Here is a 23,882-nt window from a genome sequence, read left to right on the forward strand (position 1 = left end):
GTAAGTTTCATTCCTTGCTACTGCGCTCTGTGCTAGTCTCCTTTATCAACAGAAATAACCTTTTTCTCTATCATCGCAACAGGTTATCTGGCGACTATTTCAGGAGATTTAACGTGAGCAGGGCTAAGACAGCGCAGACATCGACTCCCCGTGCAACTATCAGGGACGTGGCCAGTGCCGCTAAAACCGGAAAGACCAGCGTTTCGCGTTATCTTAACGGCGAACAGCATCTGCTTTCCGATACCTTGAAAGAGCGCATCGAACGGGCAATTGCCCTGCTGGACTATCAACCAAGCCAGATGGCTCGTAGCCTGAAAAGCGGTGAAACTCGCCTGATCGGCTTAATCATTGCCGATATTACCAATCCGTATTCGGTTGAAGTCATGCGTGGCGTTGAAGCCGCCTGTCGCCAACAGGGGCTGACTCTGCTGGTGTGTAACACCAACAATGAGTTCAATCAGGAAAAGCACTACCTGAGCCTGCTGAGCAGCTATCGCGTTGACGGCATCGTAGTTAACGCGGTCGGGATGCGTGAAGAAGCAATTTCTTCGTTGCAACAGTCGCAACTACCGATGGTGTTGATTGACCGTAAAATCGCTAATTTTTCCTGTGATGTCATTGGCTTGAATAATGCTGAAGCCACCACTGAAGTGACTCGGCATTTACTGAACCAGGGCTTTGAAGCCATTCTGTTTCTCAGTGAACCGGTCACCATTAATACTCGCCTCGAGCGTCTACATACTTTCCTGAAACAGATGCAAAAAGAGCCGCAAAAATTTGCCGAGCAAGGCGAAGTATTGCTGGATGACAGTGAAAGCCTGGAAAAATTGTTGCTGGATTTTGCAGCCCGCTATCCTGATAAACGCCGCGCCGTCATCTCGGTAAATGGCTCGTTAACGCTGGTCATTGCCCGCGCAATGCGCAGAGTTGGCATGGTCTGGGGCAAGGATATCGGCCTGCTCGGTTTTGATGACCTTGAATGGGCAGAGCTTGCCGGTGTAGGTATCACTACCTTGAAGCAACCCACGTACGATATGGGCTACGCGGCTCTGGGTCAGTTGGTCAAACGCATTCAAGGCAGCGATGAGCCTGTGCAGGAACATGCATTCTCAGGCGAATTAATTGTTCGCGGCTCAACCCAACTCGTTTAATAAATCCCTGAAAGCGATCCGTTGAAATCGTGACATTGATCTCGTTATTGACCCACGAGATCGTGTTTTCCTGTAACTGAACTTTTACTTGGTACCGGTTCCAGTTAACGTAATGTTAACAGAAACTACGCCTGAGGCTAAAATTAGCCTACCTTTAACTATCAAGTTTACCGAGTTATTTAGTTTCTCAAACAGCGAAAACACCTTGCTTAAAAAAACAACGGCGCATAAGGAAAATTGGCATGAGCAAACCAGAGAATGTGGCAGACATCGTGATAGTGACCGCAGCCTACGGCTATCAAGCGGTTAAAGATTTAGGCGGGCAGGAAGCATTACTCAAGCCGATTGCAGAATCAGGCGCCGATGGCGTTGAAATCCGCCGCGAATTGCTGGTCGAGGGAGAAATAGACCACCTCAAGGCGTTAGGTGAAAAAATTCGTCAGCACGGGCTTTATACTTTTTATTCGGTTCCAGAATCGCTCTTTTTATCTGACAGCAGCATAAACCCTTCCCTGGCAAAATTTTTGGCCGAAGCTGATAACCTTGATGCCCGAAAACTAAAAATTGCACTCGGTGCTTTTGCCCCCGGCGTTGATCTTACAGAATTGAAAGTTCTGCTGAAAGAACATGCGGTTGAACTGGTCGTTGAGAATGATCAAACCCCTGACGGCGGTATTCTCCACCCGATGAACGCATTCTTCTTTGCCGCTGAAGCCCTACATCTTCCGGTTGCGATGACCTTTGATATGGCGAACTGGCAGTGGGTCGGCCAAGACGCGCTTGAAGCCGCGAATACCTTAAGCCAGCATGTCAGCTATGTGCACGTAAAAGCAGCTCAACAACGTAATGGGAAGTTACACGCCGTCGCACTCGATGACAGCGACGGAAGCTGGAAACCGCTTTTGGCAAAATTGCCCCGCACTGCGCCGCGCGGCATCGAGTTTCCTTTAGAGGGCGAAGATCTTACTGCAGTAACTCGTTATTACGTTGAATTACTACGCAAGGAAGCAGCGGAAGCTTAGCAATTATCGGGTGGCAAGATGAGCAAATGTTCAAGTAAATGCAGCCAAAATACGCGCAGTCAGGGCGTGAATAATAACAAGGAGCATAAAAATGAGTGAGGTCAAATTAGCCGCCAAACGTTGGTGGTTTATTATGCCGATCATTTTTATTTCCTATAGTTTGGCATACGTCGACCGTTCCAATTTCAGCTTTGCCTCCGCCGCTGGCATCAACGATGACCTTGGCATTACTAAGGGTATGTCTTCCCTATTGGGCGCCCTGTTCTTTCTAGGATACTTTTTCTTTCAGATACCTGGGACGATTTATGCCGAAAGACGCAGCGTAAAGAAGCTGGTGTTCTGGTGTCTGGTGCTGTGGGGCGCTTTTGCTTCACTAACCGGCATGGTTAACAGCATCCCGCTATTGGCGGTTATCCGCTTTATGCTGGGTATTGTAGAGGCGGCGGTGATGCCCGCCCTTCTGGTGTATATCAGTAACTGGTTCACCAAATCGGAACGCTCTCGCGCTAATACTTTTCTGATATTGGGAAACCCGGTCACTGTGCTGTGGATGTCCGTGCTTTCCGGCTATTTGATCCATGCGTTTGGCTGGCGGGAAATGTTTATCTTTGAGGGCATCCCGGCGGTGATTTGGGCTGTTTTCTGGTGGTTTTTGGTAAAAGACAAACCTGAAGAAGTGAGCTGGCTAAGCGAGGATGAGAAAAAGGCTTTGGCCACCACGCTAGCCAAAGAGCAGGAAAATATCAAAGCGGTCGCCAACTACGGGCAAGCATTTCGTTCCCGTAATGTGATACTGCTGTGCATCCAATATTTCACCTGGAGTATTGGCGTGTACGGTTTTGTATTGTGGTTACCTTCAATCCTGCGAGCAGGAAAAAGCATGGGCATGGTCGAGGCCGGTTGGTTGTCTTCCGCGCCGTATCTGGCCGCCACGATCGCGATGATTGTTGCCTCATGGGCCTCAGACAAGATGCAGAATCGTAAGCTGTTTATCTGGCCTTTGCTGCTGATTAGTGCCATTGCTTTCTTCTGTTCATGGGCTATCGGGCAGCACAGTTTCTGGATTTCATACAGTCTGCTGGTGATTGCAGGTGCCGCGATGTATGCCCCTTACGGGCCATTTTTCGCGATTATTCCCGAAATGTTGCCGAAAAATGTCGCCGGTAGCGCAATGGCATTAATCAATAGCCTTGGGGCTTTAGGTTCGTTTTTTGGTTCGTGGTTTGTGGGCTATTTGAACGGCAGTACCGGGGGTCCGGCAGCCTCTTTTATCTTTATGGCCGCGTCGTTACTGATATCAGTGCTCCTTACGCTGATGGTCAAACCGGAAAAAACTGCGGAACCGCTTGAGGCTCACTAAAATAGTCTCTATTTTAATCAATGATTTGTCTTACTAAATAAACAGTCTACCTAATCGTTAGCTTGATGGAGTAAGTAATGAAGCCGTCTATCGTTCTCTACAAAAAAATCGCAGACGATCTGCATAAGCGCCTTGAAGAACATTTCTCAGTGGTAAAAGTTGATGGGATTAATGATCAAAACCGCACTCAGGTTTTCGACGCTCTGAAAGAAGCTGAAGGGCTGATCGGTTCCGGCGGGCCTATCAATAAAGAGCTGATCGCACAGGCTCCTCGCCTGCGTGGCGTGTCTACCGCTTCGGCAGGTTTTGACAGCTTTGACGTGGCCGAGCTTTCAAGCCGTGGCATACCACTGTTTAATGCCCCAGCTGCGCTGACTGACACCGTGGCTGATCTGGTGTTCTCTCTGGTACTTTCCACCGCGCGTCGCGTAGTTGAATTATCCAACCGCACCAAGGCCGGTGAATGGGACGGTAACGCCCCTGTAGACTGGTTTGGGATTGACGTACACCACAAAACTCTGGGTATTGTCGGCATGGGTCGCATCGGTCTGGCCGTTGCCCAGCGCGCGAATCTCGGTTTCGATATGCCGATCCTGTACAACGCACGCAGCCAGCATAAAGAAGCTGAAGAGCGTTTTGGCGCGCGTAAGTGTGACCTCGATACCCTGCTGGAAGAGTCAGATTTTGTGGTGGTGATTCTGCCGCTGAGCGATCAGACTTTCCATATCATTGGTAAGGATCAGTTTGCCAAAATGAAGTCTACCGGCATCTTGATCAGCGCGGGACGTGGTCCGGTCATCGACGAACAGGCGCTAATCGAAGCATTGAAGGACGGCACTATCTACGCCGCAGGCCTCGACGTTTACGAAAAAGAGCCAATGGCCAAAGATTCTGGCCTGTTGAAGTTGGAAAACGTCGTGACATTACCGCACATCGGTTCTGCAACGGCACAAACTCGTTACGATATGGATGCACTGGCGGTCGAGAACCTGATTGCAGCACTGTCAGGCGAAACCAACGAGTTCTGCGTTAACCAAAAAGATCTGAAGAAATCCTGATTTTTTTGTGATTTTATTCTGAGCTTGCGAAGCGGTGTCTAGCCTAGGCACCGCTTAGCGCCTTTAGTCTGCCATTCCTGCCCGCTCTGTGAATATCGTGCCGAATGACTTCCTCTGATTGCACTGCTACGGCGCAGGCGTTAAGGTGGGCGTCACATTCTGATAACACTCAAAGTAAGCTATGACGTTTTCTGTTTTCGGCGAAAAATTTACCCGTTTTTCTGGCATTACCCGCCTGATGGGCGACATGAACGACGGTTTGCGTACCCCTGGCGCAGTGATGCTTGGCGGTGGAAATCCGGCTCAAATTCCTGAGATGCAAGAGTATTTCCAGGAACTGCTCGGCGATATGCTGGCGGAAGGTAAACTCACCGAAGCCTTGTGCAACTATGACGGCCCGCAGGGTAAAGACGTTTTGCGTCACGCGTTGGCAAAAATGCTTAGCGAGGAGCAAGGCTGGGAACTAAGCGCAGAGAATATCGCACTGACCAACGGCAGTCAGAGTGCTTTCTTCTATCTGTTCAACCTGTTTGCCGGACGTCGCAGCGACGGTTCGTTGAGCAAAGTACTGTTTCCTTTGGCTCCCGAATATCTGGGCTACGCGGATGCAGGCGTTGATGAAGATCTGTTCGTCTCGGCCAAACCGAATATCGAGCTGTTACCAGAAGGCCAGTTTAAATATCACGTTGATTTTGATCATCTGCATATCGGCAAAGATATTGGCCTGATTTGCGTATCGCGACCAACCAATCCTACCGGTAACGTGCTGACCGACGAAGAGCTTATCCGCCTTGATGCACTGGCGCAGCAGCATGATATTCCCCTGCTGATCGATAACGCTTACGGCGTACCATTCCCGGGCATTGTGTTTACTGATGCAACGCCGTTATGGAATCCCAATATTATCCTGTGTATGAGCCTGTCCAAACTCGGCCTGCCGGGTTCTCGTTGCGGCATCGTGGTTGCCGATGAGAAGATCATCAAGGCTATCAGTAACATGAATGGCATTATCAGCCTGTCTCCGGGCAGTGTTGGTCCGGCGATGGCCTGCGAAATGATTGCACGTGGGGATTTGCTGCGACTGTCAGAAGAAGTGATCAAGCCATTTTATTATCAGCGCGTGCAGGAAACTATCGCCACGCTGCGTCGTTATCTGCCTGAAGAGCGCTGCCTGATCCACAAACCTGAGGGTGCTATCTTCCTGTGGTTGTGGTTCAAGGATTTGCCGATTACCACCGAGGTGCTTTACCAGCGTCTCAAGCAGCGCGGTGTGTTGATGGTCCCGGGCGACTACTTCTTCCCGGGCTTAGAGCATCCATGGGCGCATACACAGCAGTGTATGCGCATGAACTACGTGCCTGAAGCCAGCCAGATCGAGCGTGGTGTTTCAATTCTTGCCGAAGAGATTGAGCGTGCGCATCAGGAGCATCGCGCGGCCTAATCGATATGAGTCCCTATTGCGATGCGCTGCGGTTGAAGAGCCGCCGGCACGTCGCGAACCAGACTGATATGCAGCAGGCCATTCACAAACTCGGCGGCGTCAACCTGCATGTGTGACGCCAGGGTAAAGCTCAGGCTAAAGGCTTTGCAGACCAGACCCTGATGCAAATACTCGACTTTGTTTTCTGACAGCGTTGGGGTGCCGCTAACGGTTAATCGTGGCCCCTCAGCCTCAATATTCAGCTCGCTTTGCTTAAATCCGGCTAACGCGAGCGAGATGCGATAATGATTATCGTCTGATTTCTCGATATTGTAGGGAGGATAACTCGGATCGCTGCCCTCTAATGAACTGGCAAGTTTATCAAATCCAATCCATTGGCGAAGCAGTGGAGACAAATCGTGATTTCGCATATTAACTCCTTCTGTGAAGCGAGATGTATATACCCTTGCGCCGAGGTAATTAAATAATTTCAATGCGGCGAGGTTTTGACGCTTCTGGTACCACACGCTGTAAATCAATATAAAGTAAACCGTTAGCCAGATTTGCCGATTTAATTTGAATGTGTTCTGCTAATTGAAACTTGCGTTCGAAATTACGTTCGGCAATCCCCTGATATAAATAGGTTCGCTCGGCCGGTGGATGAGTATGTGCACCTTTTACCAGCAGCATATTATCCTGGGCAGTAATCTCTAATTCAGACTCTGCAAAGCCCGCAACCGCAATGGCAATGCGATAATGGTTTTCATTTACCAGTTCAACATTATAGGGAGGATAACCTCCACCTTGATTTTGACCGGACTCGATGAGATTAAACAAACGATCGAAACCAATTGCGGAACGATAAAGTGGGGAGAGATCGAAGTTACGCATTAAAACTGCCTCCTAATATTGCGGCGAGGAAAAAACTGATCTTCCATTTGGACAGATCGATAACGCACAAATACCCTAACGGCGTATTCTTTTGCGGCGTCGTATGATAAAAATGGCGATGAAAATTCAGAATTCAAGCTGCTTTAAAAAAATTTTTTTATTCACTCCGCTATTGCTCGGCAATATCAGACATTTAATGTGATTGGTTTCTATTAATCACGGTGAGTTAATTTTAATTTCTTAAATTGGTACTACAATTTCAAACGCACTTGCTAAACCTGTGGTTATAGGTTTTACCGTACATCCTCAGTCCGACAGTAAAAGATGAGTTGAAAGATGAAGAAATTGTTATTGCCTGTCGCGGCAGGATGCGCCTTTATGGCAAGCGGCTGTTCCAGCGTGATGAGCCATACTGGCGATTATCAGGGGTATTATCCAGGCTCAAAAGCCGACGTAAGAATGATTGGAAGTAATGATACAAGCTGGGCGATGACCCCGCTGCTGGCCATTGATTTACCGTTTACCGCGGTAATGGATACCCTGCTGCTACCTTATGATTATTATAATCGTCACACGGTGGGAACTCAGGATCGCATAAAAAATGATGAAAATCATAATCTTGCGGTGAGCCACGGCGTGGATATCAATCATATTCCACCTACCACCCCTGTCATCAATGTTAACTGATGCTCCCGATAGCGGCGGCCAAAACTCAGGCCGCTGTGATAAATATCTGATTAAATCCTGATATTTCGCGCATAAAAGCCACCCAGTGGCCGTCCGGTGAAAACACCACCGCGTCACCGCTGGGCGCTATCTCACTGCGAGAGGTTAGAGGCTGCATTTCTCCGCTTACGGTATTTAGCAGCATCACCGAATTATCACAAATTAACGCCAGCTTGCCACCATCAGGGTGCCAGCTGAATGCCGATTGAATGCTCGAGTCCGCATGGCTTATCTGCCAGGGATCACCGCCCAATGGCGAGACTCCCCACACCTGCACCACGCCGCGCTCGTCTTTCATTAGAAAGGCGATAATGGCACCGTCCGGTGATGCACGCACCCAGTGACGCGGCTGCAGGGCCACGCCCGGATAAGCTCGATGCTCGGTAAACGTGAGTCGTCGCTGAACGGCAGAGCCAGGAGGCGCGGGCAATCGGGAAGGAGTTCCCTGAAGTGGAAATTCTCCCGCCTGAGCATAGTCGTGATCCTGCTCTGGTAGATCAACCACAAAGATTTCTGGCAACTTTTCGCCCTGCGTCGAGAGCGTATCGCCAATAAAAGCTAGCGCCCAACGTTGACGCTGACCATCAGCTTGCATATAACCCCGCTGACCAATCCACCCCTCTTCATAAGCCCGGTTTATCTGGTCGCTGCCAGCCTGCGGCGTGGAAGTTGTCTGGCTGACCAGCACGCAAAAATGACTGCCGTCGTATTCCCGCGCATGCGATTTGGAGGCGGCCACAGGATGATTAGCCAACGCCACGCCCACATTACGCAAATCCTCTTTTAAATCGGATTCATGAAGGACGTGGTCATTGTAAGTGAAGCTTAGACGACTGCCGTCCGGACTAAACACGTGAACGTGAGATCCGCCGCGCAGTGCGCCAGGGGTGTAAGGCGGGGTGATATCAAACGCATCGAGGGTGACCGCAGCAGGTGAGACGGCAGGTTCGAGAATCACTCCCCGGCGATGATGAAAATCGTATTTCCACGAGGAGTCCGGATTTTCTGGCCCGTGAATAAAGGCATAACGTGGTTGGGCATCGGCGCTAACCGTCACGACGCCGACGTGAGCGCCCTGAGTTGCACGATAAAGCACTTCTAGCTCACCGCTGGCGATATTGATACGTTCAATGGTCGAACCGCTAAACTCACTGCCTTTGGGTCGAACATCGTAGGCTATCCACTGGCTATCCGCTGTCCAAACATTAATATTGGTCAGTTGATGACCCCGAGCATCAAAGGTCAGCTGCTTCTCACCCGCCACGTTATTTTCCTTAATCGTTCAGCACAAACTTTTCAACCGCGTAGGCCACGCCGTCTTCGGTATTGGATTTAGTCACAAACTGGCTCACGGCTTTGACGCTGTCCAGCGCATTGCCCATCGCAACCCCAAGCCCCGCATACTCCAGCATGGCGATATCATTTTCCTGATCGCCAAGAGTCATGACATTTTCGCGGGGAATACCCAGTTTTTCAGCCAGTTTTTGAACGCCTGTACCTTTGTTGACCGTTTTATCGAGGATCTCGAGATAATACGGCGAACTTTTCATGATGGTATAGCGTTCTTTGGCCTCTGGCGGAATTTGTTTGATTGCAACATCCAAACGCTCAGGGTCGTCTATCATCATGACTTTCGGAAAGGTCATCGAGCGATCGATTTGCTCCACACTGCGATAGCGCAATGGAATACCGGTTACCGAGGATTCATGAACCGAATAAGGGCTGATATCGGGATTTGTGCTGTAAAGGTCGCTATGAGACAGCGCGTGGAAGCCGACTCCCAGCTCGCGCGCCATCGCCTCAAAATAGGTAAAATCATCAAAACTTAGTGTCGTTTCAGCGAAGATGCTGCCATCTTTGGCATTGTGTACGAGTGCGCCATTGTTGGAGATGCAATAAAATCCATCCTGTTGTAAATCCAGTTCTTCAAGATAACGCTTAATGCCGATCAAAGGTCTTCCGGTTGCGAGAACCACCTGTACCCCTTTTTTAATTGCCGCAGTCAGTGCTTTTTTAACTGCTGGAGTCACATCATGTTGCGGATTAAGCAACGTGCCATCCATATCTATTGCGATCAATTCAATTGCCATAGCGTCCTCGAAGTTGATGGGATTTTTCTCATGCTAGCGCGTTTCCGTTGTGCAAAGCGAGGCAGAAAATGGGAATACGGCGAATCGCTGCCTGTCTGTAAATTTCGAAAAAACTGAATAAATTTTTCCCTCAGAATTCTGATTGCTTGATATTTAACTGTTCACCCGTGAAAATATTTTTAATTTTGAGTGAGTCATCGTAAGACACCTCAGTTATCTTTATAAAAAATATAGGCTTAGCAATTCTAGTCGGATTGCGAAAGGTTACCGGCGTGATAGCATCTATCTGGAAAAAGCTTTTGCGATTAAATAGATACTCGCCTTCCATACCGAATTGTGTCGATACTCCATTAACGAAGGGTTTGCCACTTTTGCCATTAATTTTAAAAATCACTATAGCAGCGCCCGGCTTATCCCTCCATTTTCTGATAAACATAAAACCTTGATTCAGCGCTATATTTGCAAGCTTCCCGGAACGCGACGCTGACATAAATGCGGGATAATTGCTGACAATATCACCAGGTGAAAACTTTGACATGGCCGCTTCAGACGCATCGACGACTCGAATAAGCTGCTGCGTATTTCCCATTTTAGGCAGGGCCTCTAGCGCTTCACTTAAATCATCGGCGATTCTCTGCATATCATTACTGGGTTTACCGCTAAACAGTGCTTGGTTAAGTTTAAAATTATTGTTACTTTTTCCCTGTGCCCAATTTAACAGAGAGGAGTCTCTATAGGGTTTCTGATTTTCTACATAAGTCCACCCCCGTAAAGCTTCTTTATATTTGTTTGGTAACAAGCTGAATATTCGCAGATAGTCGAGACGGTATAATACTGAAGGTTTCGTTCCTTTCCATTTAATAGGATTGAGAATAATTTGAGTAATAAATTCCTCCCATTTTGACGCATCGAATTCTTTATCAAAATAAAGAGTAAAAGTGTCGCAGGCTCCACCAATAGCTCGACGACAACGTTTTTGTCCCATTAACTTATTGGAACGTGGTTTTTTCAGTATCACTTTACGTTGTAAATTTTTTAATTTATTAATTGGACGACGCAGCAACCGTGCTAACATTCGAGTCAAATCTAAGGGCGGTATAATAAAACAGGCAACCTCTTTTGCAGTTAATGTCGTCATTTTTAAGAGGGTGGGTTTTATAGCATTAAAAATAGCCCGGCGTAACAGGCTCCCTACCAATCCCTGCAGACGTGCGGTTCTCAGAGCACTAAGTGCCACTTTTATCCCGGCACTGCCCAGCTTGTACAACGGGATACCCAACATTATTAACGTTAACCCTAGATCAATTAAGTCACCTAATAAATCTGAAAAGGTTGGGGAATAGTGCGGATCATTAACGGAGTGTTGAATAACATCGAAAAAAGGAACGAATGAGAGTATTTTCTCCGCTATCGTCTTATTCAGGTTATCTTCCCTAAAAGCGACAACCGTGGCGATAACTGCGTCATGTTGAAGTCTTATAAATGCGTCATTAAGAGTAGATACCTTACTATCTATGTTAATATTTTGATTATATTTCTTAATGACCCACTGATTGACCGGGATCGAATTCTCCGTTCCAAGCCACAGCAGATTATTCAAAGCTTGAATATTAATTGTAGAACCTGAAACAGTCTCATCGTTCCTCAAACGCTGTATCGACGCAATTTGGTGTTCAGATACTAGCGCACTAACATCAGCGGCGATAAATAACGGGTCCCAACTGCTGGCGGCGTAGATTTTCCCTGAATCACCCCGTAAAAAGTATATGTGTTTACCGCCTACCAACGTCCTCCAATTTACGGGCTCTCTTGGAAAAAATTTGTAGATCCCGATCCTTAACGAGAATAATGGGCGATAACCGCGCTCTAAATCCAGCGAGCTTATACCCTGCATAGCAGTAATTTGCTTAACGATAGACGCGGCGTCGTCAGATGCACTATCTTTGAGATAAACGTTAAACTGCGCGTAATATTTTTTAAGGTCGCCCATCTCACTGCGGGTTAAAAATGGCTCTGGGATTTTTCGTTGTAAAGGACGAAACTGCATCTCATAAAACTTTAAGATGGTCTCAGCATTAAAAATTCGCTGACGGGTGGCGTGGGCCGCTAAAAACTGATGCTCAAAGTCTTCATGCGAAGGATCCAGGCCCCACTCGATTACGCGTGCCTGAATGTAATAGAGTGAAGACTCATAGCGAATAAACTTTGTGGCGAGTGAAGAATTATAACTGTCGGAATTATTATCAAGCAATTGATTTACCTTAAAAAATAAATCCTCATCTTTCCATAACTCATACTCACTCATGCTGTATGCAATTCTGGCTGCCATCAGTCGATTACTTGCCAGTGATAGATAGCCGCCAAGCGGATTATCTTTCAGATAGCTAATAATCTGATGTATCGGCCCAATCCAACGCCTTGTCTTTTCTAGCTGCTGTTTAACGTTCAGCATGACGGGGTAAGTGACTGACGGCGTCGTCAGGTTAGAAAGAGGCTGCCAATACTGCTCATCCCCCTCATTTTTATGATTTTTTACGTCTCTGTCCAACTGCTGTTTTTTTGTTCTTACCCGCTCCACGTTTTTGCAATAAATCGTTTTGGCCTTAACTGCCTTGTTTTTTTCATGATGAGCTTGGGTTTGATTCTGATTTTTTAAGTCCGAACAGACGTTGTTAACTCGGTAATTCGCAGTATGAGAGGAGTAATCCTGCACTTTAAAACCCGAAGAAGATTGCCGAATGTTCTGCGTGGGGTTTGGCGGAGAAAGTTTTCCTTTGTCGCGCGGGTTAGTAAAGTGTTGTTTCTGTATGACAGAAGGTGATGCTTTAATTGAGAATGCTGACGAAATGTCGACACTCAGCGATTTATTATCGGCCAAACGTCTCCCTGTGACAGAAGAATTTCTTGAATCCGCCTTTACCCTGGAAACCGAAGCCAGCGCACTAATCCCTAAGGCAGCAGCCAAAAACAGCCCTTTTGGCTGTCTGTCAGACCTGCTTTTTAAGCTCGTTGGTTGATGTGAAACATTCTTGCTACCTTCCAGATAAATTCGCTCTGACTTTCCGGCTTGAGTATAAAAATCTCGGCCTTTTATTTCACTCTTGGTATAACTGGTTGGTATATGCTGAACACTCTTAATTCCTGGCATGTCAGTACATTTCCCTATGTATTTAACATAATGCGCCAACCGACTCCTGTCGATCGTAAACAGCCAAAGTTCCTTTATTAATCTGAAATTTCGGCGAAAAAAAATCCGAAGAGGTTTCCCGCTTCGGATTTACAGAGAGTATCAGCAGAGCTGTATAATTAAATATCGATATTCGCTGCTTTCAAGGCATTTTCTTCAATAAATGCACGGCGAGGTTCAACCGCATCACCCATCAGAGTGGTAAACAGCTGATCGGCAGCGATAGCATCTTTGATGGTCACGCGCAGCATACGGCGCTGTTCAGGATCCATCGTGGTTTCCCAAAGCTGTTCTGGGTTCATTTCACCCAGACCTTTATAGCGCTGTACGGACAGACCACGGCGAGACTCTTTTACCAACCACTCCAACGCCTGCTCGAAGCTGACAATCGGCTGGCGACGTTCACCGCGCTCAATGTAAGCATCTTCTTCGATCAGGCCGCGAAGTTGTACTCCCAGAGCACAAAGTTTGCGATATTCGCCGCCGTGAATGAAATCAAAGTCGAGATCATAGTCAGTATCGACGCCGTGGGTACGGATACGCAGAACCGGCTCAAAGATCTGGCGCTCACGATTTTCACGAACGATAGCGCTGTAACTGCTGCCGTGCGCTTCTTTTTCGTTAAGCAAAATCACCAGTTCTTCCATCCACTGCTGTACTTTTGCCTGATCGACAAGATCGGTTTCAGCCAACGTCGGTTGATAAACCAGATTGTTCAACAGCGCACGCGGGTAGCGACGCTCCATGCGACCAATCATTTTCTGTACTGAGTAATGTTCGGCCACCAGCTTCTCCAACGGCTCACCGGCTAAAGCTGGTGCGCTGGCGTTAGCGTGCAGAGTTGCGCCGTCCATTGCGATAGAGATCTGATACTGATCCATCGCTTCATCATCTTTAATGTACTGTTCCTGCTTGCCTTTTTTCACTTTGTACAGCGGCGGCTGAGCGATAAATATATGACCACGCTCAACAATTTCAGGCATCTGACGATAGAAGAAGGTCAGTAGCAGAGTACGGATGTGTGAACCATCGACGTCGGCATCGGTCATGATGATGATGCTGTGATAGCGCAGTTTATCCGGGTTGTATTCATCACGGCCAATGCCGCAACCCAGCGCAGTAATCAGCGTGGCGACTTCCTGAGAAGAGAGCATTTTATCGAAACGCGCTTTCTCGACGTTGAGGATTTTACCCTTCAACGGCAAAATGGCCTGATTCTTACGGTTACGGCCTTGCTTGGCCGAGCCGCCCGCCGAGTCCCCTTCCACCAGGTACAGTTCAGAGCGAGCCGGATCACGTTCCTGACAGTCAGCCAATTTACCCGGCAGACCGGCCAAATCCAGCGCGCCTTTACGGCGTGTCATTTCACGTGCTTTACGCGCGGCTTCACGAGCACGGGCTGCATCAATGATTTTTCCAACGACGATTTTCGCGTCACCCGGGTTTTCCATCAGATAATCAACCAGTTTTTCGTTCATCAGAGTTTCAACCGCTGATTTCACTTCTGAAGAAACAAGCTTGTCTTTAGTCTGAGATGAAAACTTAGGATCTGGAACTTTAACAGAAACCACAGCAATCAGACCTTCGCGAGCATCGTCACCGGTAGCACTGATTTTGGATTTCTTGCTGTAGCCTTCTTTATCCATATACGCGTTCAACGTACGGGTCATCGCCGTGCGGAAACCGACCAGGTGAGTACCACCGTCGCGCTGTGGAATGTTGTTGGTAAAGCAGTAAATGTTTTCCTGGAAACCGTCGTTCCATTGCAGCGCAACTTCAACACCGATGTCGTCTTTCACGGTAGAGAAATAGAACACGTTTGGATGGATCGGGTTTTTGTTCTTGTTCAGGTATTCCACGAAAGCCTTGATACCGCCTTCGTAGTGGAAATGGTCGTTTTTATCATCGCGCTTGTCGTGCAAGCGGATCGCCACACCCGAGTTCAGGAACGACAGTTCACGCAGGCGCTTGGCCAGAATGTCGTACTCGAATTCAGTGTTGTTGGTAAAAGTCTGGAAGCTTGGCCAGAAGCGCACGGTAGTACCGGTCTGCTCTGTCTCACCAACCACTTTCAGTGGATTCTGAGGCTCACCGTGGACGTAAGTTTGTTCGTGAACTTTACCTTCACGACGGATAACCAACTCCAGCTTTTCGGACAGGGCGTTAACCACTGACACGCCTACGCCGTGCAGGCCGCCGGATACTTTGTATGAGTTATCATCAAACTTTCCGCCAGCGTGAAGAACGGTCATGATCACTTCTGCGGCAGAAATGCCTTCTTCTTCATGGATGCCGGTGGGGATACCACGTCCGTCATCCTGCACGGATACTGAGTTATCCGCATGAATAGTAACCAGAATCTCTTTACAGTGGCCAGCGAGGGCTTCGTCGATAGCGTTGTCCACAACCTCGAATACCATGTGGTGCAGACCAGTGCCGTCATCGGTATCGCCGATATACATGCCGGGGCGCTTACGCACCGCGTCCAGCCCTTTTAATACCTTGATACTTGAGGAGTCATAAGAATTCGACATCAACGTTTCTCGCTCATTTTTAGTCCTGTGATAGAACGGCTATTTTACCTTGTTCCACGCGGAACATCTTGCCCTTTTCACCCACCATATCGGTTACTTGTTCAGCGCTGACCGCACTGACAAAAACCTGGGCCTGGGTTGCTATAAGGCGATCGGCCAGTAACCGGCGTTTACCGGTATCCAGCTCGGAGGCAAAATCGTCAAGAAGATACAGGCAACGCCGCCCGCTCTGTCGGGTAAGAAACTCACCCTGCGCTAATCGGAGCGCACACATCAACAGTTTTAACTGCCCACGCGAAAGCATATCTTCCACCGGCGTGCCGTCGGCACGGATGCGAAAATCTGCTTTATGCGGACCCGATGCTGTGTAAGTTAAGGCTCTGTCGCGCTCGAACTGGCGCTCCAGCAGTTCGCCGTAGTCACTTTCTTTGTCCCAGCCGCGCTGGAATGAGAATGTCAGGGCAAACTCGGGCAAAAATTGCGCACAGGTCGCGCTGATATCAGCAGCAATTGCCTGGCTGTATTCTGCCCGCCATTCGCTGATGCGCTCGGCCAGCGGGATCAGTTCTTGATCCCAGGCACGAATTTGCGCATAGCGACTCACCTGACGCAGCGCGGCGTTGCGCTGCTTGAGCAATCGACGCAGATTGCTCCAGGCGATGAAAAAACCAGGGTCGTGGTGAAAACAGCCCCAGTCTAAAAATGCACGGCGGTATTTTGGGCCACCGTTTAGTAATGTGAAACCTTCGGGGGTAATCAGCTGCATCGGCAGCATCTGCGCCAGTTCCGACACTTTATGGCCGTCGGTTCCGTCGATTCTGACTTTACTGTCGCCGGTCCGCGTTTTGCTTAATCCAACACTTAATTCGCGCTCACCGCCTTCATCGATACGGCCATGCAGCACAAACTCCGGCTGATCGTGACGGATAACCCTGCCCGCCTGCAAACTGCGAAAAGCGCGGCCATGCCCGAGGGTATATACCGCTTCGAGCACGCTAGTTTTACCGCTACCGTTGGGACCGACCAGAAAATTGAATCCGGGCGACGGCGTTAAATCCGCCGCCTCGATGTTGCGGAAATCTTTAATCAGTAATCGCGTCAGAGCCATAAAGCTTTATTTTTTCCAACAAACAAGGGCAAGACATAACCTACCAGGCAAGGGCGCAAGCGTCGCAGCCAGTTTGGAGACGGCCAGCGTGCAGGGCCCGGAACGTACAATAAGTACGTTAGCAGCACGAGCACTGCCCGGGTTCATAATGGCAAGTAAGGTAGCCCTTTTTAAAGTCTCATTGGCATGACGACGTAGGCGGCAGCCTGACTTGCCCCGTCTTCGATTTGCACGCTGGATACCGAGTCGGTAAGCAACAGACGAACTTCGTCACATTTCAGTGCATTAAGCACGTCGAGGACATAGCTGACGTTGAAACCAATTTCCATTTCTGTGCCATCGTAGGCGACATCAAGAATTTCTTCGGCTTCTTCCTGCTCCGGGTTATTAGCCGTGATTTTCAGCTGATTCTGGCTGACATAGAGGCGCACACCGCGGAATTTCTCATTGGAGAGGATCGCCGCGCGGGCAAAAGCCTGCTTGAGCAAATCACAACCAGCTTGCAGCGTTTTGTCGGGATTTTTCGGTAAAACGCGGCGATAATCAGGGAATCGGCCATCAACCAGCTTCGAGGTGAAAATAAAATCACCGACGTGAGCACGGATGTTGTTGCTTCCGATTTGTAGCTGCAACGGGGTATCGCCACCGTCGAGCAAACGCACCAGTTCCATCACGCCTTTACGCGGGACGATCACCGAATGCGATGGCAAAGTCTGACCAATCGGCATTGAACATACTGCCAGGCGGTGTCCGTCAGTAGCGACGGTACGCAGCTCTTCACCTTCTGTTTCGAACAACATACCGTTGAGGTAGTAGCGAACATCCTGATGTGCCATGGAAAACTGCGTGGCTTCAATCAGGCGTTTCAACGTGGCCTGCGGCAAGGTAAATTCTACCTCGCTTTGCCAATCGTCGAGATTGGGGAAATCGGTCGCGGGTAATGTAGAAAGCGAGAAGCGACTGCGGCCTGAACGAACCAGCATACGGTCGCTTTCCAGTACCACAGTAATCTCTGCGCCTTCCGGCAAACCGCGGCAGATATCAAAGAATTTACGCGCAGGCACAGTCGTTGCACCCACGTCATGAGGTTGAGACAGGGCCACTTTTGCGACCATCTCCATTTCAAGATCTGTCCCAGTCAGCAACAACGCGCCCTCTGTGACCTGCAACAACAGGTTACCTAGAATTGGCAGTGTTGGTCGTCCACCCAGTGGGCTACTGACCTGTTGCAGTGGTTTCAGCAAATGCTCACGTTCAACAATAAATTTCATAGCGCTAGGAGGATAGTGTCCTGATTAAGTTAGAGAAATCTTCTTTGATGTCATGGCTTTCTTCACGCAGCTGCTCGATCTTGCGGCAGGCATGCAACACCGTAGTATGGTCACGACCACCGAACGCATCGCCGATTTCTGGCAGGCTGTGGTTGGTAAGCTCTTTAGCCAGCGCCATCGCCATCTGACGAGGACGGGCAACCGAACGGGATCGCCGCTTGGAGAGCAGGTCTGCGACCTTAATCTTATAATACTCGGCCACTGTTTTCTGAATATTATCAATGGTGACCAGTTTTTCTTGCAAGGCAAGCAGGTCCCGCAACGCTTCGCGGACGAAGTCGATAGTAATGGCGCGACCAGTAAAGTTGGCATTAGCAATAACGCGGTTCAATGCGCCTTCTAACTCACGCACATTGGAACGCAGACGCTTGGCAATAAAGAACGCGACTTCACCAGGTAGACGAATATCGTTCTCGTCGGCCTTTTTCATCAGGATAGCCACGCGGGTTTCCAGCTCTGGCGGTTCAATAGCAACCGTTAATCCCCAGCCAAATCGCGACTTCAGACGATCTTCAACACCGTTAATCTCTTTCGGATAGCGGTCAGAGGTCAGAATGATCTGCTGATTGCCTTCCAGCAGGGCGTTAAAGGTGTGGAAGAATTCTTCCTGCGAGCGTTCTTTGTTGGCAAAGAATTGGATGTCATCGATAAGCAGTGCATCGACCGAGCGATAGTAACGCTTGAACTCTTCAATAGCGTTATTTTGCAGGGCTTTCACCATATCCTGCACGAAACGCTCGGAATGCATATAAACCACTTTGGCATTGGCTTTACGGGCCATAATACCATTGCCGACGGCGTGTAAAAGGTGCGTTTTACCGAGACCGGTACCACCGTATAAAAACAGTGGGTTGTACGCGCCACCAGGATTGTCTGCCACCTGACGAGCTGCTGCACGCGCTAACTGGTTCGACTTACCTTCTACAAAGTTGTCGAAAGTATGTTTAGGGTTTACGTTTGAGCGATATGAAAGCTCCGGCTGAGCAGGAGAACTGTCCCAGCTTGGTCGTGAAGGTGCAGCACGCGGGATTGTACGAGCCGCGACCGGAGAACTCACGGCGGCAGCAACGGTTTCGTTAACACGTTGAACCATTGGCTTGCTGCCAACTTCAAAACGTAATAAAGGCGCATCCGTGCCACAAAAATCATTCAACAGACCGTTAATGTTGTTTAAGTATTTGTCGCGCACCCAATCGAGGACAAAACGGTTTGGAGCATACAGCGCCAAAGTGTTGTCACTCAATTCCGCCTGCAAAGGGCGTATCCACATACTGAATTCTGTGGCAGGTAACTCATCCTGCAATCTGGCAAGACACTGCTGCCAAAGCGAAAGTGACACGGCGGACTCCACTCGAACAAGACCAAAAAAGAAAAAGGATCAGGATATTTTTTAAATCATGATTTTAGACACACGCCTCGCTCTGACATTTACAGCGATGCCACGGGATTTAACCGTAGTGGCTACTATAAATATTGAGGAGATGTCTTCAGGTCACCCTGTCAGCGACCAAAAGCGACGTGTGAACCGATTTATACGGTTTTTTGTCGGCTATAAGTTTCGTTTAAAAAATCTACAGGCCGATCAGGCGTCCGGGACGGATCGCGATCGGAATGGCGGATCATAACGCAAACCGCGGCAGAGATCCTCCCCTTCCTCACAGAATAGATCCATTTTATCCACAGGCGATGTCCAATGAGTGGGTAAGATTCGCTGAACCCGCGATTGAACCTATGAATAGTAGGCGGGTGTCAGCCGCTTTGCACCTAAAAATAAGTTTTCTCCTCAGGCCATTCACAGCTTTTCAACCGGGATCACAATAAGAATGTTCAAGGATCAAGCGGCGATCCTTGCGATTTGGGCAAGAGTCCGTATAATCCTCAGCCCTACGTGTGATACCTGTGCTCCTGATGGTCATCGGTGGGCACGGGAATATTTGGTAAACATTTAGGCACGCTTTCTAGCAATGTAAATTGACTCAGGACTGTACAATTATTACAATCCCGCTTCTTTATATGTTGCGACAAAGGCATCGGCTGCTTCGGCACCGAAAGCCCACGCGTTTACTGATCAGTTTTAATTTTAAGTTTAGGTAGAAATCGCCATGAAACGCACTTTCCAACCGTCCGTACTGAAGCGCAACCGTAGCCACGGTTTCCGTGCTCGTATGGCCACCAAGAATGGTCGTCAGGTTCTGGCTCGCCGTCGCGCGAAAGGCCGTACCCGTCTGTCTGCTTCTAAGTAATAAAAGCTAACCTGTTTAGTGGTTAAGCTAGCTTTTCCCAGGGAGTTACGTTTGTTAACTCCCCGTCATTTCACTTTCGTCTTCCAGCAGCCACAACGGGCCGGCACGCCTCAAATCACCATCCTTGGCCGCCTGAACGAGCTGGGGCATCCCCGCATCGGTCTCACAGTCGCAAAAAAACATGTCAAACGCGCTCATGAACGTAATCGGATTAAACGCCTAACCCGCGAAAGTTTCCGGTTAAATCAGCATGCGCTGCCGTCAATGGATTTTGTCGTACTGGTGAAGAAGGGGGTTGCCGATCTCGATAACCGTGCGTTAACGGAAGCGTTGGAGAAATTATGGCGTCGACATTGCCGACAGGCTCCCGCATCCTGATAACCTTGATACGCGGGTATCAACTGGTTATCAGCCCAATGTTGGGGCCTCATTGTCGTTTTCGACCAACCTGCTCTCAATACGGTATTGAGGCAATTGGTCGTTTTGGCATGGTAAAAGGTAGTTGGTTGACGCTGAAGCGCGTATTAAAATGCCATCCTTTAAACCCAGGTGGTGATGACCCCGTACCGCCGAAAACCGACAATAACAGAGAACACTAACGATGGATTCGCAACGCAATCTTTTCCTCATCGCTCTGCTGTTCGTGTCTTTCATGATCTGGCAGGCCTGGCAAACGGACCACGCTCCGCAACCAGCCAATCAGACCACGCAACAGACTGCGAACACAGCCACCGGTGATGCTGCCAACCAGGCTGTTCCTGGAAGCGGACAGGGCAAACTGATCACTGTTAACACTGACGTTCTCTCTTTAACCATCAATACCCGTGGTGGCGATATCGAGAAAGCGCTGTTGACCCAATATCCGGTAGCGCTGAAATCTACGGCTCCATTCCAGCTGCTGGAAACTTCTCCTAATTTCGTTTATCAGGCTCAAAGCGGTCTGACAGGCAAAAATGGCCCAGACAACCCTGCTAACGGTGAGCGTCCTCTTTACACCACTAGCCAGGACACCTTTACTTTAGGTGAAGGCCAGACTGAACTGCGTATCCCGATGACCTACACGGCTCAGAACGGCGCAGTTTATACCAAAACTTTCGTTATCAAACGCGGCTCTTACGCGGTGAACGTTGACTATAACGTTAACAACACCACCAAAGCTCCGTTGGATCTGACCCTGTTCGGTCAGCTGAAACAAACTTCAGAACTGCCAAAAGATCGCGATACGGGTAACCACAGCTTTGCTCTGCATACCTATCGCGGTGCGGCTTACTCTTCCAGCGATGACAAGTATCAGAAATACGCGTTCGACAAGAGCGAAAATCTGAACGTCACTACGCAGGGCGGTTGGGTTGCAATGTTGCAGCAGTACTTTGCAACGGCGTGGATCCCTTCTGCGAAAGATACCAATACTTTCTACACCGCGACCAACGACGGTATCTCGTCTATCGGCTTTAAGGGCGCACCGTTTGTTGTTCAACCAGGCGCTCAGCAGCAGGTGGGTTCTACCCTGTGGGTTGGCCCTGAAATTCAGGACAAAATGGCCGCTATCGCGCCACACCTTGACCTGACTGTTGACTACGGATGGTTGTGGTTTATTTCTCAGCCGCTGTTCAAGCTGTTGAAATTTATCCATAGCTTCATCGGTAACTGGGGCTTCTCCATTATCATCATCACCTTTATCGTGCGCGGTATCATGTACCCACTGACCCGTGCGCAATATACGTCGATGGCGAAAATGCGTATGCTGCAGCCGAAGCTGGCCGCAATGCGTGAGCGTATTGGCGATGACAAACAGCGTCAGAGCCAAGAGATGATGGCGCTGTACAAGTCGGAAAAAGTTAACCCGCTGGGTGGCTGTCTGCCGCTGGTTATTCAGATGCCAATCTTCCTGGCACTGTATTACATGCTGTCTGGTTCCATTGAACTGCGCCACGCGCCGTTTATCCTGTGGATCCATGACCTGTCAGCGCAAGACCCGTACTTCATCCTGCCAGTGATGATGGGTATCACGATGTTCTTCATCCAGAAGATGTCGCCGACTACCGTCACTGACCCGATGCAGCAGAAGATCATGACCTTTATGCCGGTTATCTTCACCGTGTTCTTCCTGTGGTTCCCGTCTGGCCTGGTGTGCTACTACATCGTCAGTAACCTGGTAACCATCCTCCAGCAGCAGCTGATTTATCGCGGTCTGGAAAAACGTGGCTTGCACAGCCGCGACAAGAAGAAAGCGTAAAAGTTAACGACGCTGTAGCTGTATAATAGGAACAAGCACACAGGAAGGCGGTCAATTAGACCGCCTTCTTTTTTAGTTTAAACACCGAGAATTTTATGAATACGTCAGACACTATCGTTGCTCAAGCTACGCCGCCAGGCCGCGGTGGCGTCGGTATTGTGCGCATTTCTGGTCATTCGGCCAGCCTGATTGCGCAGGAGATATTGGGCAAGCTGCCCAAGCCGCGTTACGCCGACTATCTGCCGTTCCGTGATGCCGATGGCAGCACCCTGGATCAAGGGATCGCACTGTGGTTCCCAGGCCCTAACTCCTTCACAGGAGAAGACGTGCTCGAGCTACAGGGCCACGGCGGGCCAGTTATCCTCGACCTGCTTATTAAACGCATTCTGGCTATTCCCGGCGTGCGTATTGCCCGCCCAGGCGAGTTTTCCGAACGCGCGTTCCTGAATGACAAGCTGGATTTGGCACAGGCAGAGGCGATTGCCGACCTGATTGACGCCAGTTCCGTGCAGGCTGCACGCTCTGCCGTAAACTCACTGCAGGGTGCATTTTCTACCCGTATTCATCACTTGGTGGAAGCACTTACTAACCTGCGAATCTACGTCGAGGCTGCCATCGACTTCCCGGATGAGGAGATTGATTTCCTCTCTGATGGCAAAATCGAAGCCAAGCTCAATCAAGTGATCGGTGATTTAGATGCCGTGCGTACTGAAGCACGACAGGGCAGCTTACTGCGTGAAGGGATGAAAGTGGTGATTGCCGGGCGTCCCAATGCGGGTAAGTCTAGTCTTCTCAACGCGTTAGCAGGCCGTGAAGCCGCGATCGTCACTGATATTGCCGGAACCACTCGCGACGTATTGCGCGAGCATATTCACATCGACGGCATGCCATTGCACATTATCGATACTGCTGGATTACGCGATGCAAGCGACGAAGTTGAGCGTATTGGTATCGAACGTGCCTGGAATGAGATCGAACAGGCCGATACTGTGCTGTTTATGGTTGACGGCACGACGACTGACGCGACCGAACCTGCGGAAATCTGGCCAGACTTTATGGCACGTTTACCGACCTCTCTTCCCATCGTCGTTGTACGAAATAAAGCCGATGTTACAGGTGAGACAATGGGTAAGACCGAAGTGAATGGTCACTCACTTATTCGCCTTTCTGCACGCACGGGTGAAGGTATTGACTTGCTGCGTGAGCATTTAAAAGAGAGCATGGGTTTTAATCAGAACATGGAAGGCGGATTTTTAGCTCGTCGCAGGCATTTGCAGGCGCTGGAGCAGGCTGCACAGCACCTGTTACAGGGTAAAGACCAGCTTCTGGGTGCCTGGGCCGGTGAATTATTGGCTGAAGAACTGCGACTGTCTCAGCAATCATTGAGTGAGATCACTGGCGAATTTAGTTCCGATGATCTGCTGGGTCGTATCTTCTCCAGTTTCTGTATCGGAAAATAAGACCCCCAGTGAATGTAAGCACTTACTCACAATGGATATATGAGGTTAAAAGTAAGTGCTTAACG

The 23,882-nt window shown here is 49.2% G+C and carries 20 protein-coding genes; 11 read left to right on the forward strand and 9 right to left on the reverse strand.

The genetic code is table 11. The features are described 5' to 3' along the window. Positions 1-113: 113 nt before the first annotated feature. From SPM24T3_RS14210 to SPM24T3_RS14230, 5 genes are all read left to right on the forward strand, one after another. Entirely contained in the window at positions 114-1,151 is a 1,038-nt protein-coding gene (locus SPM24T3_RS14210; RefSeq protein ID WP_037378619.1) for a LacI family DNA-binding transcriptional regulator, read from the forward strand. A gap of 242 nt (positions 1,152-1,393) precedes the next feature. Continuing rightward, on the forward strand, positions 1,394-2,173 hold the full coding sequence (locus SPM24T3_RS14215) for a sugar phosphate isomerase/epimerase (protein WP_009637471.1): 780 nt from the start codon (positions 1,394-1,396) through the stop codon (positions 2,171-2,173). Between the two features lie 91 nt (positions 2,174-2,264). Continuing rightward, entirely contained in the window at positions 2,265-3,533 is a 1,269-nt protein-coding gene (locus SPM24T3_RS14220) for an MFS transporter (protein ID WP_009637472.1), read from the forward strand. Positions 3,534-3,610: 77 nt separating this feature from the next. Continuing rightward, the gene (ghrB, locus tag SPM24T3_RS14225; protein ID WP_009637473.1) at positions 3,611-4,591 is read left to right on the forward strand and encodes a glyoxylate/hydroxypyruvate reductase GhrB; all 981 of its coding nucleotides are present in this window, start codon (positions 3,611-3,613) and stop codon (positions 4,589-4,591) included. 181 nt (positions 4,592-4,772) lie between these two features. Then, complete coding sequence (locus tag SPM24T3_RS14230; protein ID WP_009637474.1) at positions 4,773-6,032, forward strand: valine--pyruvate transaminase; 1,260 nt, start codon at positions 4,773-4,775, stop codon at positions 6,030-6,032. On the opposite strand, the gene ibpB is transcribed toward SPM24T3_RS14230, so the two are convergent. Together ibpB and ibpA are read right to left on the reverse strand one after the other, a co-directional pair. Further along, entirely contained in the window at positions 6,029-6,442 is a 414-nt protein-coding gene (gene ibpB, locus SPM24T3_RS14235) for a small heat shock chaperone IbpB (RefSeq protein ID WP_009637475.1), read from the reverse strand. The genes SPM24T3_RS14230 and ibpB overlap by 4 nt on opposite strands. A gap of 49 nt (positions 6,443-6,491) precedes the next feature. Beyond that, positions 6,492-6,902 (reverse strand): small heat shock chaperone IbpA, encoded by a 411-nt coding sequence (ibpA, locus tag SPM24T3_RS14240; RefSeq protein WP_009637476.1) that lies wholly within the window; start codon positions 6,900-6,902, stop codon positions 6,492-6,494. Between the two features lie 336 nt (positions 6,903-7,238). Between ibpA and SPM24T3_RS14245 the strand changes: the two genes are divergently transcribed. Next, positions 7,239-7,589 carry a YceK/YidQ family lipoprotein gene (locus SPM24T3_RS14245; protein ID WP_009637477.1) on the forward strand — a complete coding sequence of 117 codons (351 nt, stop codon included), beginning with the start codon at positions 7,239-7,241 and terminating at the stop codon, positions 7,587-7,589. A 25-nt stretch (positions 7,590-7,614) separates the two neighbouring features. On the opposite strand, the gene SPM24T3_RS14250 is transcribed toward SPM24T3_RS14245, so the two are convergent. The 7 genes from SPM24T3_RS14250 to dnaA form a co-directional block, all read right to left on the reverse strand. Continuing rightward, positions 7,615-8,892: a DUF3748 domain-containing protein gene (locus SPM24T3_RS14250; protein ID WP_009637478.1), complete on the reverse strand. Its 1,278-nt coding sequence runs from the start codon at positions 8,890-8,892 to the stop codon at positions 7,615-7,617. A 10-nt stretch (positions 8,893-8,902) separates the two neighbouring features. After that, entirely contained in the window at positions 8,903-9,718 is an 816-nt protein-coding gene (gene yidA, locus SPM24T3_RS14255; RefSeq protein WP_009637479.1) for a sugar-phosphatase, read from the reverse strand. Between the two features lie 130 nt (positions 9,719-9,848). Continuing rightward, positions 9,849-12,866, reverse strand: coding sequence for a hypothetical protein (locus SPM24T3_RS14260; RefSeq protein WP_157135313.1), 3,018 nt, complete (start codon positions 12,864-12,866; stop codon positions 9,849-9,851). Between the two features lie 158 nt (positions 12,867-13,024). Then, positions 13,025-15,439: a DNA topoisomerase (ATP-hydrolyzing) subunit B gene (gene gyrB / locus SPM24T3_RS14270; RefSeq protein ID WP_009637482.1), complete on the reverse strand. Its 2,415-nt coding sequence runs from the start codon at positions 15,437-15,439 to the stop codon at positions 13,025-13,027. A gap of 19 nt (positions 15,440-15,458) precedes the next feature. Beyond that, positions 15,459-16,547 (reverse strand): DNA replication/repair protein RecF, encoded by a 1,089-nt coding sequence (gene recF, locus SPM24T3_RS14275; RefSeq protein WP_009637483.1) that lies wholly within the window; start codon positions 16,545-16,547, stop codon positions 15,459-15,461. Positions 16,548-16,717: 170 nt separating this feature from the next. Further along, complete coding sequence (gene dnaN, locus SPM24T3_RS14280) at positions 16,718-17,818, reverse strand: DNA polymerase III subunit beta (protein WP_009637484.1); 1,101 nt, start codon at positions 17,816-17,818, stop codon at positions 16,718-16,720. A gap of 4 nt (positions 17,819-17,822) precedes the next feature. Further along, positions 17,823-19,217 carry a chromosomal replication initiator protein DnaA gene (dnaA, locus tag SPM24T3_RS14285; protein WP_009637485.1) on the reverse strand — a complete coding sequence of 465 codons (1,395 nt, stop codon included), beginning with the start codon at positions 19,215-19,217 and terminating at the stop codon, positions 17,823-17,825. 763 nt (positions 19,218-19,980) lie between these two features. Between dnaA and rpmH the strand changes: the two genes are divergently transcribed. The 5 genes from rpmH (at position 19,981) to mnmE (ending at position 23,817) form a co-directional block, all read left to right on the forward strand. Then, positions 19,981-20,121, forward strand: a complete 141-nt coding sequence (rpmH, locus tag SPM24T3_RS14295; RefSeq protein WP_009637487.1) for a 50S ribosomal protein L34 — start codon at positions 19,981-19,983, stop codon at positions 20,119-20,121. Between the two features lie 18 nt (positions 20,122-20,139). Then, positions 20,140-20,499 carry a ribonuclease P protein component gene (rnpA, locus tag SPM24T3_RS24730; RefSeq protein ID WP_009637488.1) on the forward strand — a complete coding sequence of 120 codons (360 nt, stop codon included), beginning with the start codon at positions 20,140-20,142 and terminating at the stop codon, positions 20,497-20,499. Beyond that, a complete protein-coding gene (gene yidD / locus SPM24T3_RS24735; RefSeq protein ID WP_009637489.1) occupies positions 20,463-20,720 on the forward strand; it encodes a membrane protein insertion efficiency factor YidD in 258 nt (85 codons plus the stop codon). The genes rnpA and yidD overlap by 37 nt, the downstream gene beginning before the upstream one ends. 2 nt (positions 20,721-20,722) lie before the next feature. Continuing rightward, positions 20,723-22,357, forward strand: coding sequence for a membrane protein insertase YidC (yidC, locus tag SPM24T3_RS14305; protein WP_009637490.1), 1,635 nt, complete (start codon positions 20,723-20,725; stop codon positions 22,355-22,357). A 95-nt stretch (positions 22,358-22,452) separates the two neighbouring features. Then, the gene (gene mnmE / locus SPM24T3_RS14310; protein ID WP_009637491.1) at positions 22,453-23,817 is read left to right on the forward strand and encodes a tRNA uridine-5-carboxymethylaminomethyl(34) synthesis GTPase MnmE; all 1,365 of its coding nucleotides are present in this window, start codon (positions 22,453-22,455) and stop codon (positions 23,815-23,817) included. Positions 23,818-23,882 lie beyond the last annotated feature (65 nt).

The sequence above is a fragment of the Serratia sp. M24T3 genome (assembly GCF_000257645.1).
GTDB lineage: Bacteria > Pseudomonadota > Gammaproteobacteria > Enterobacterales > Enterobacteriaceae > Rouxiella.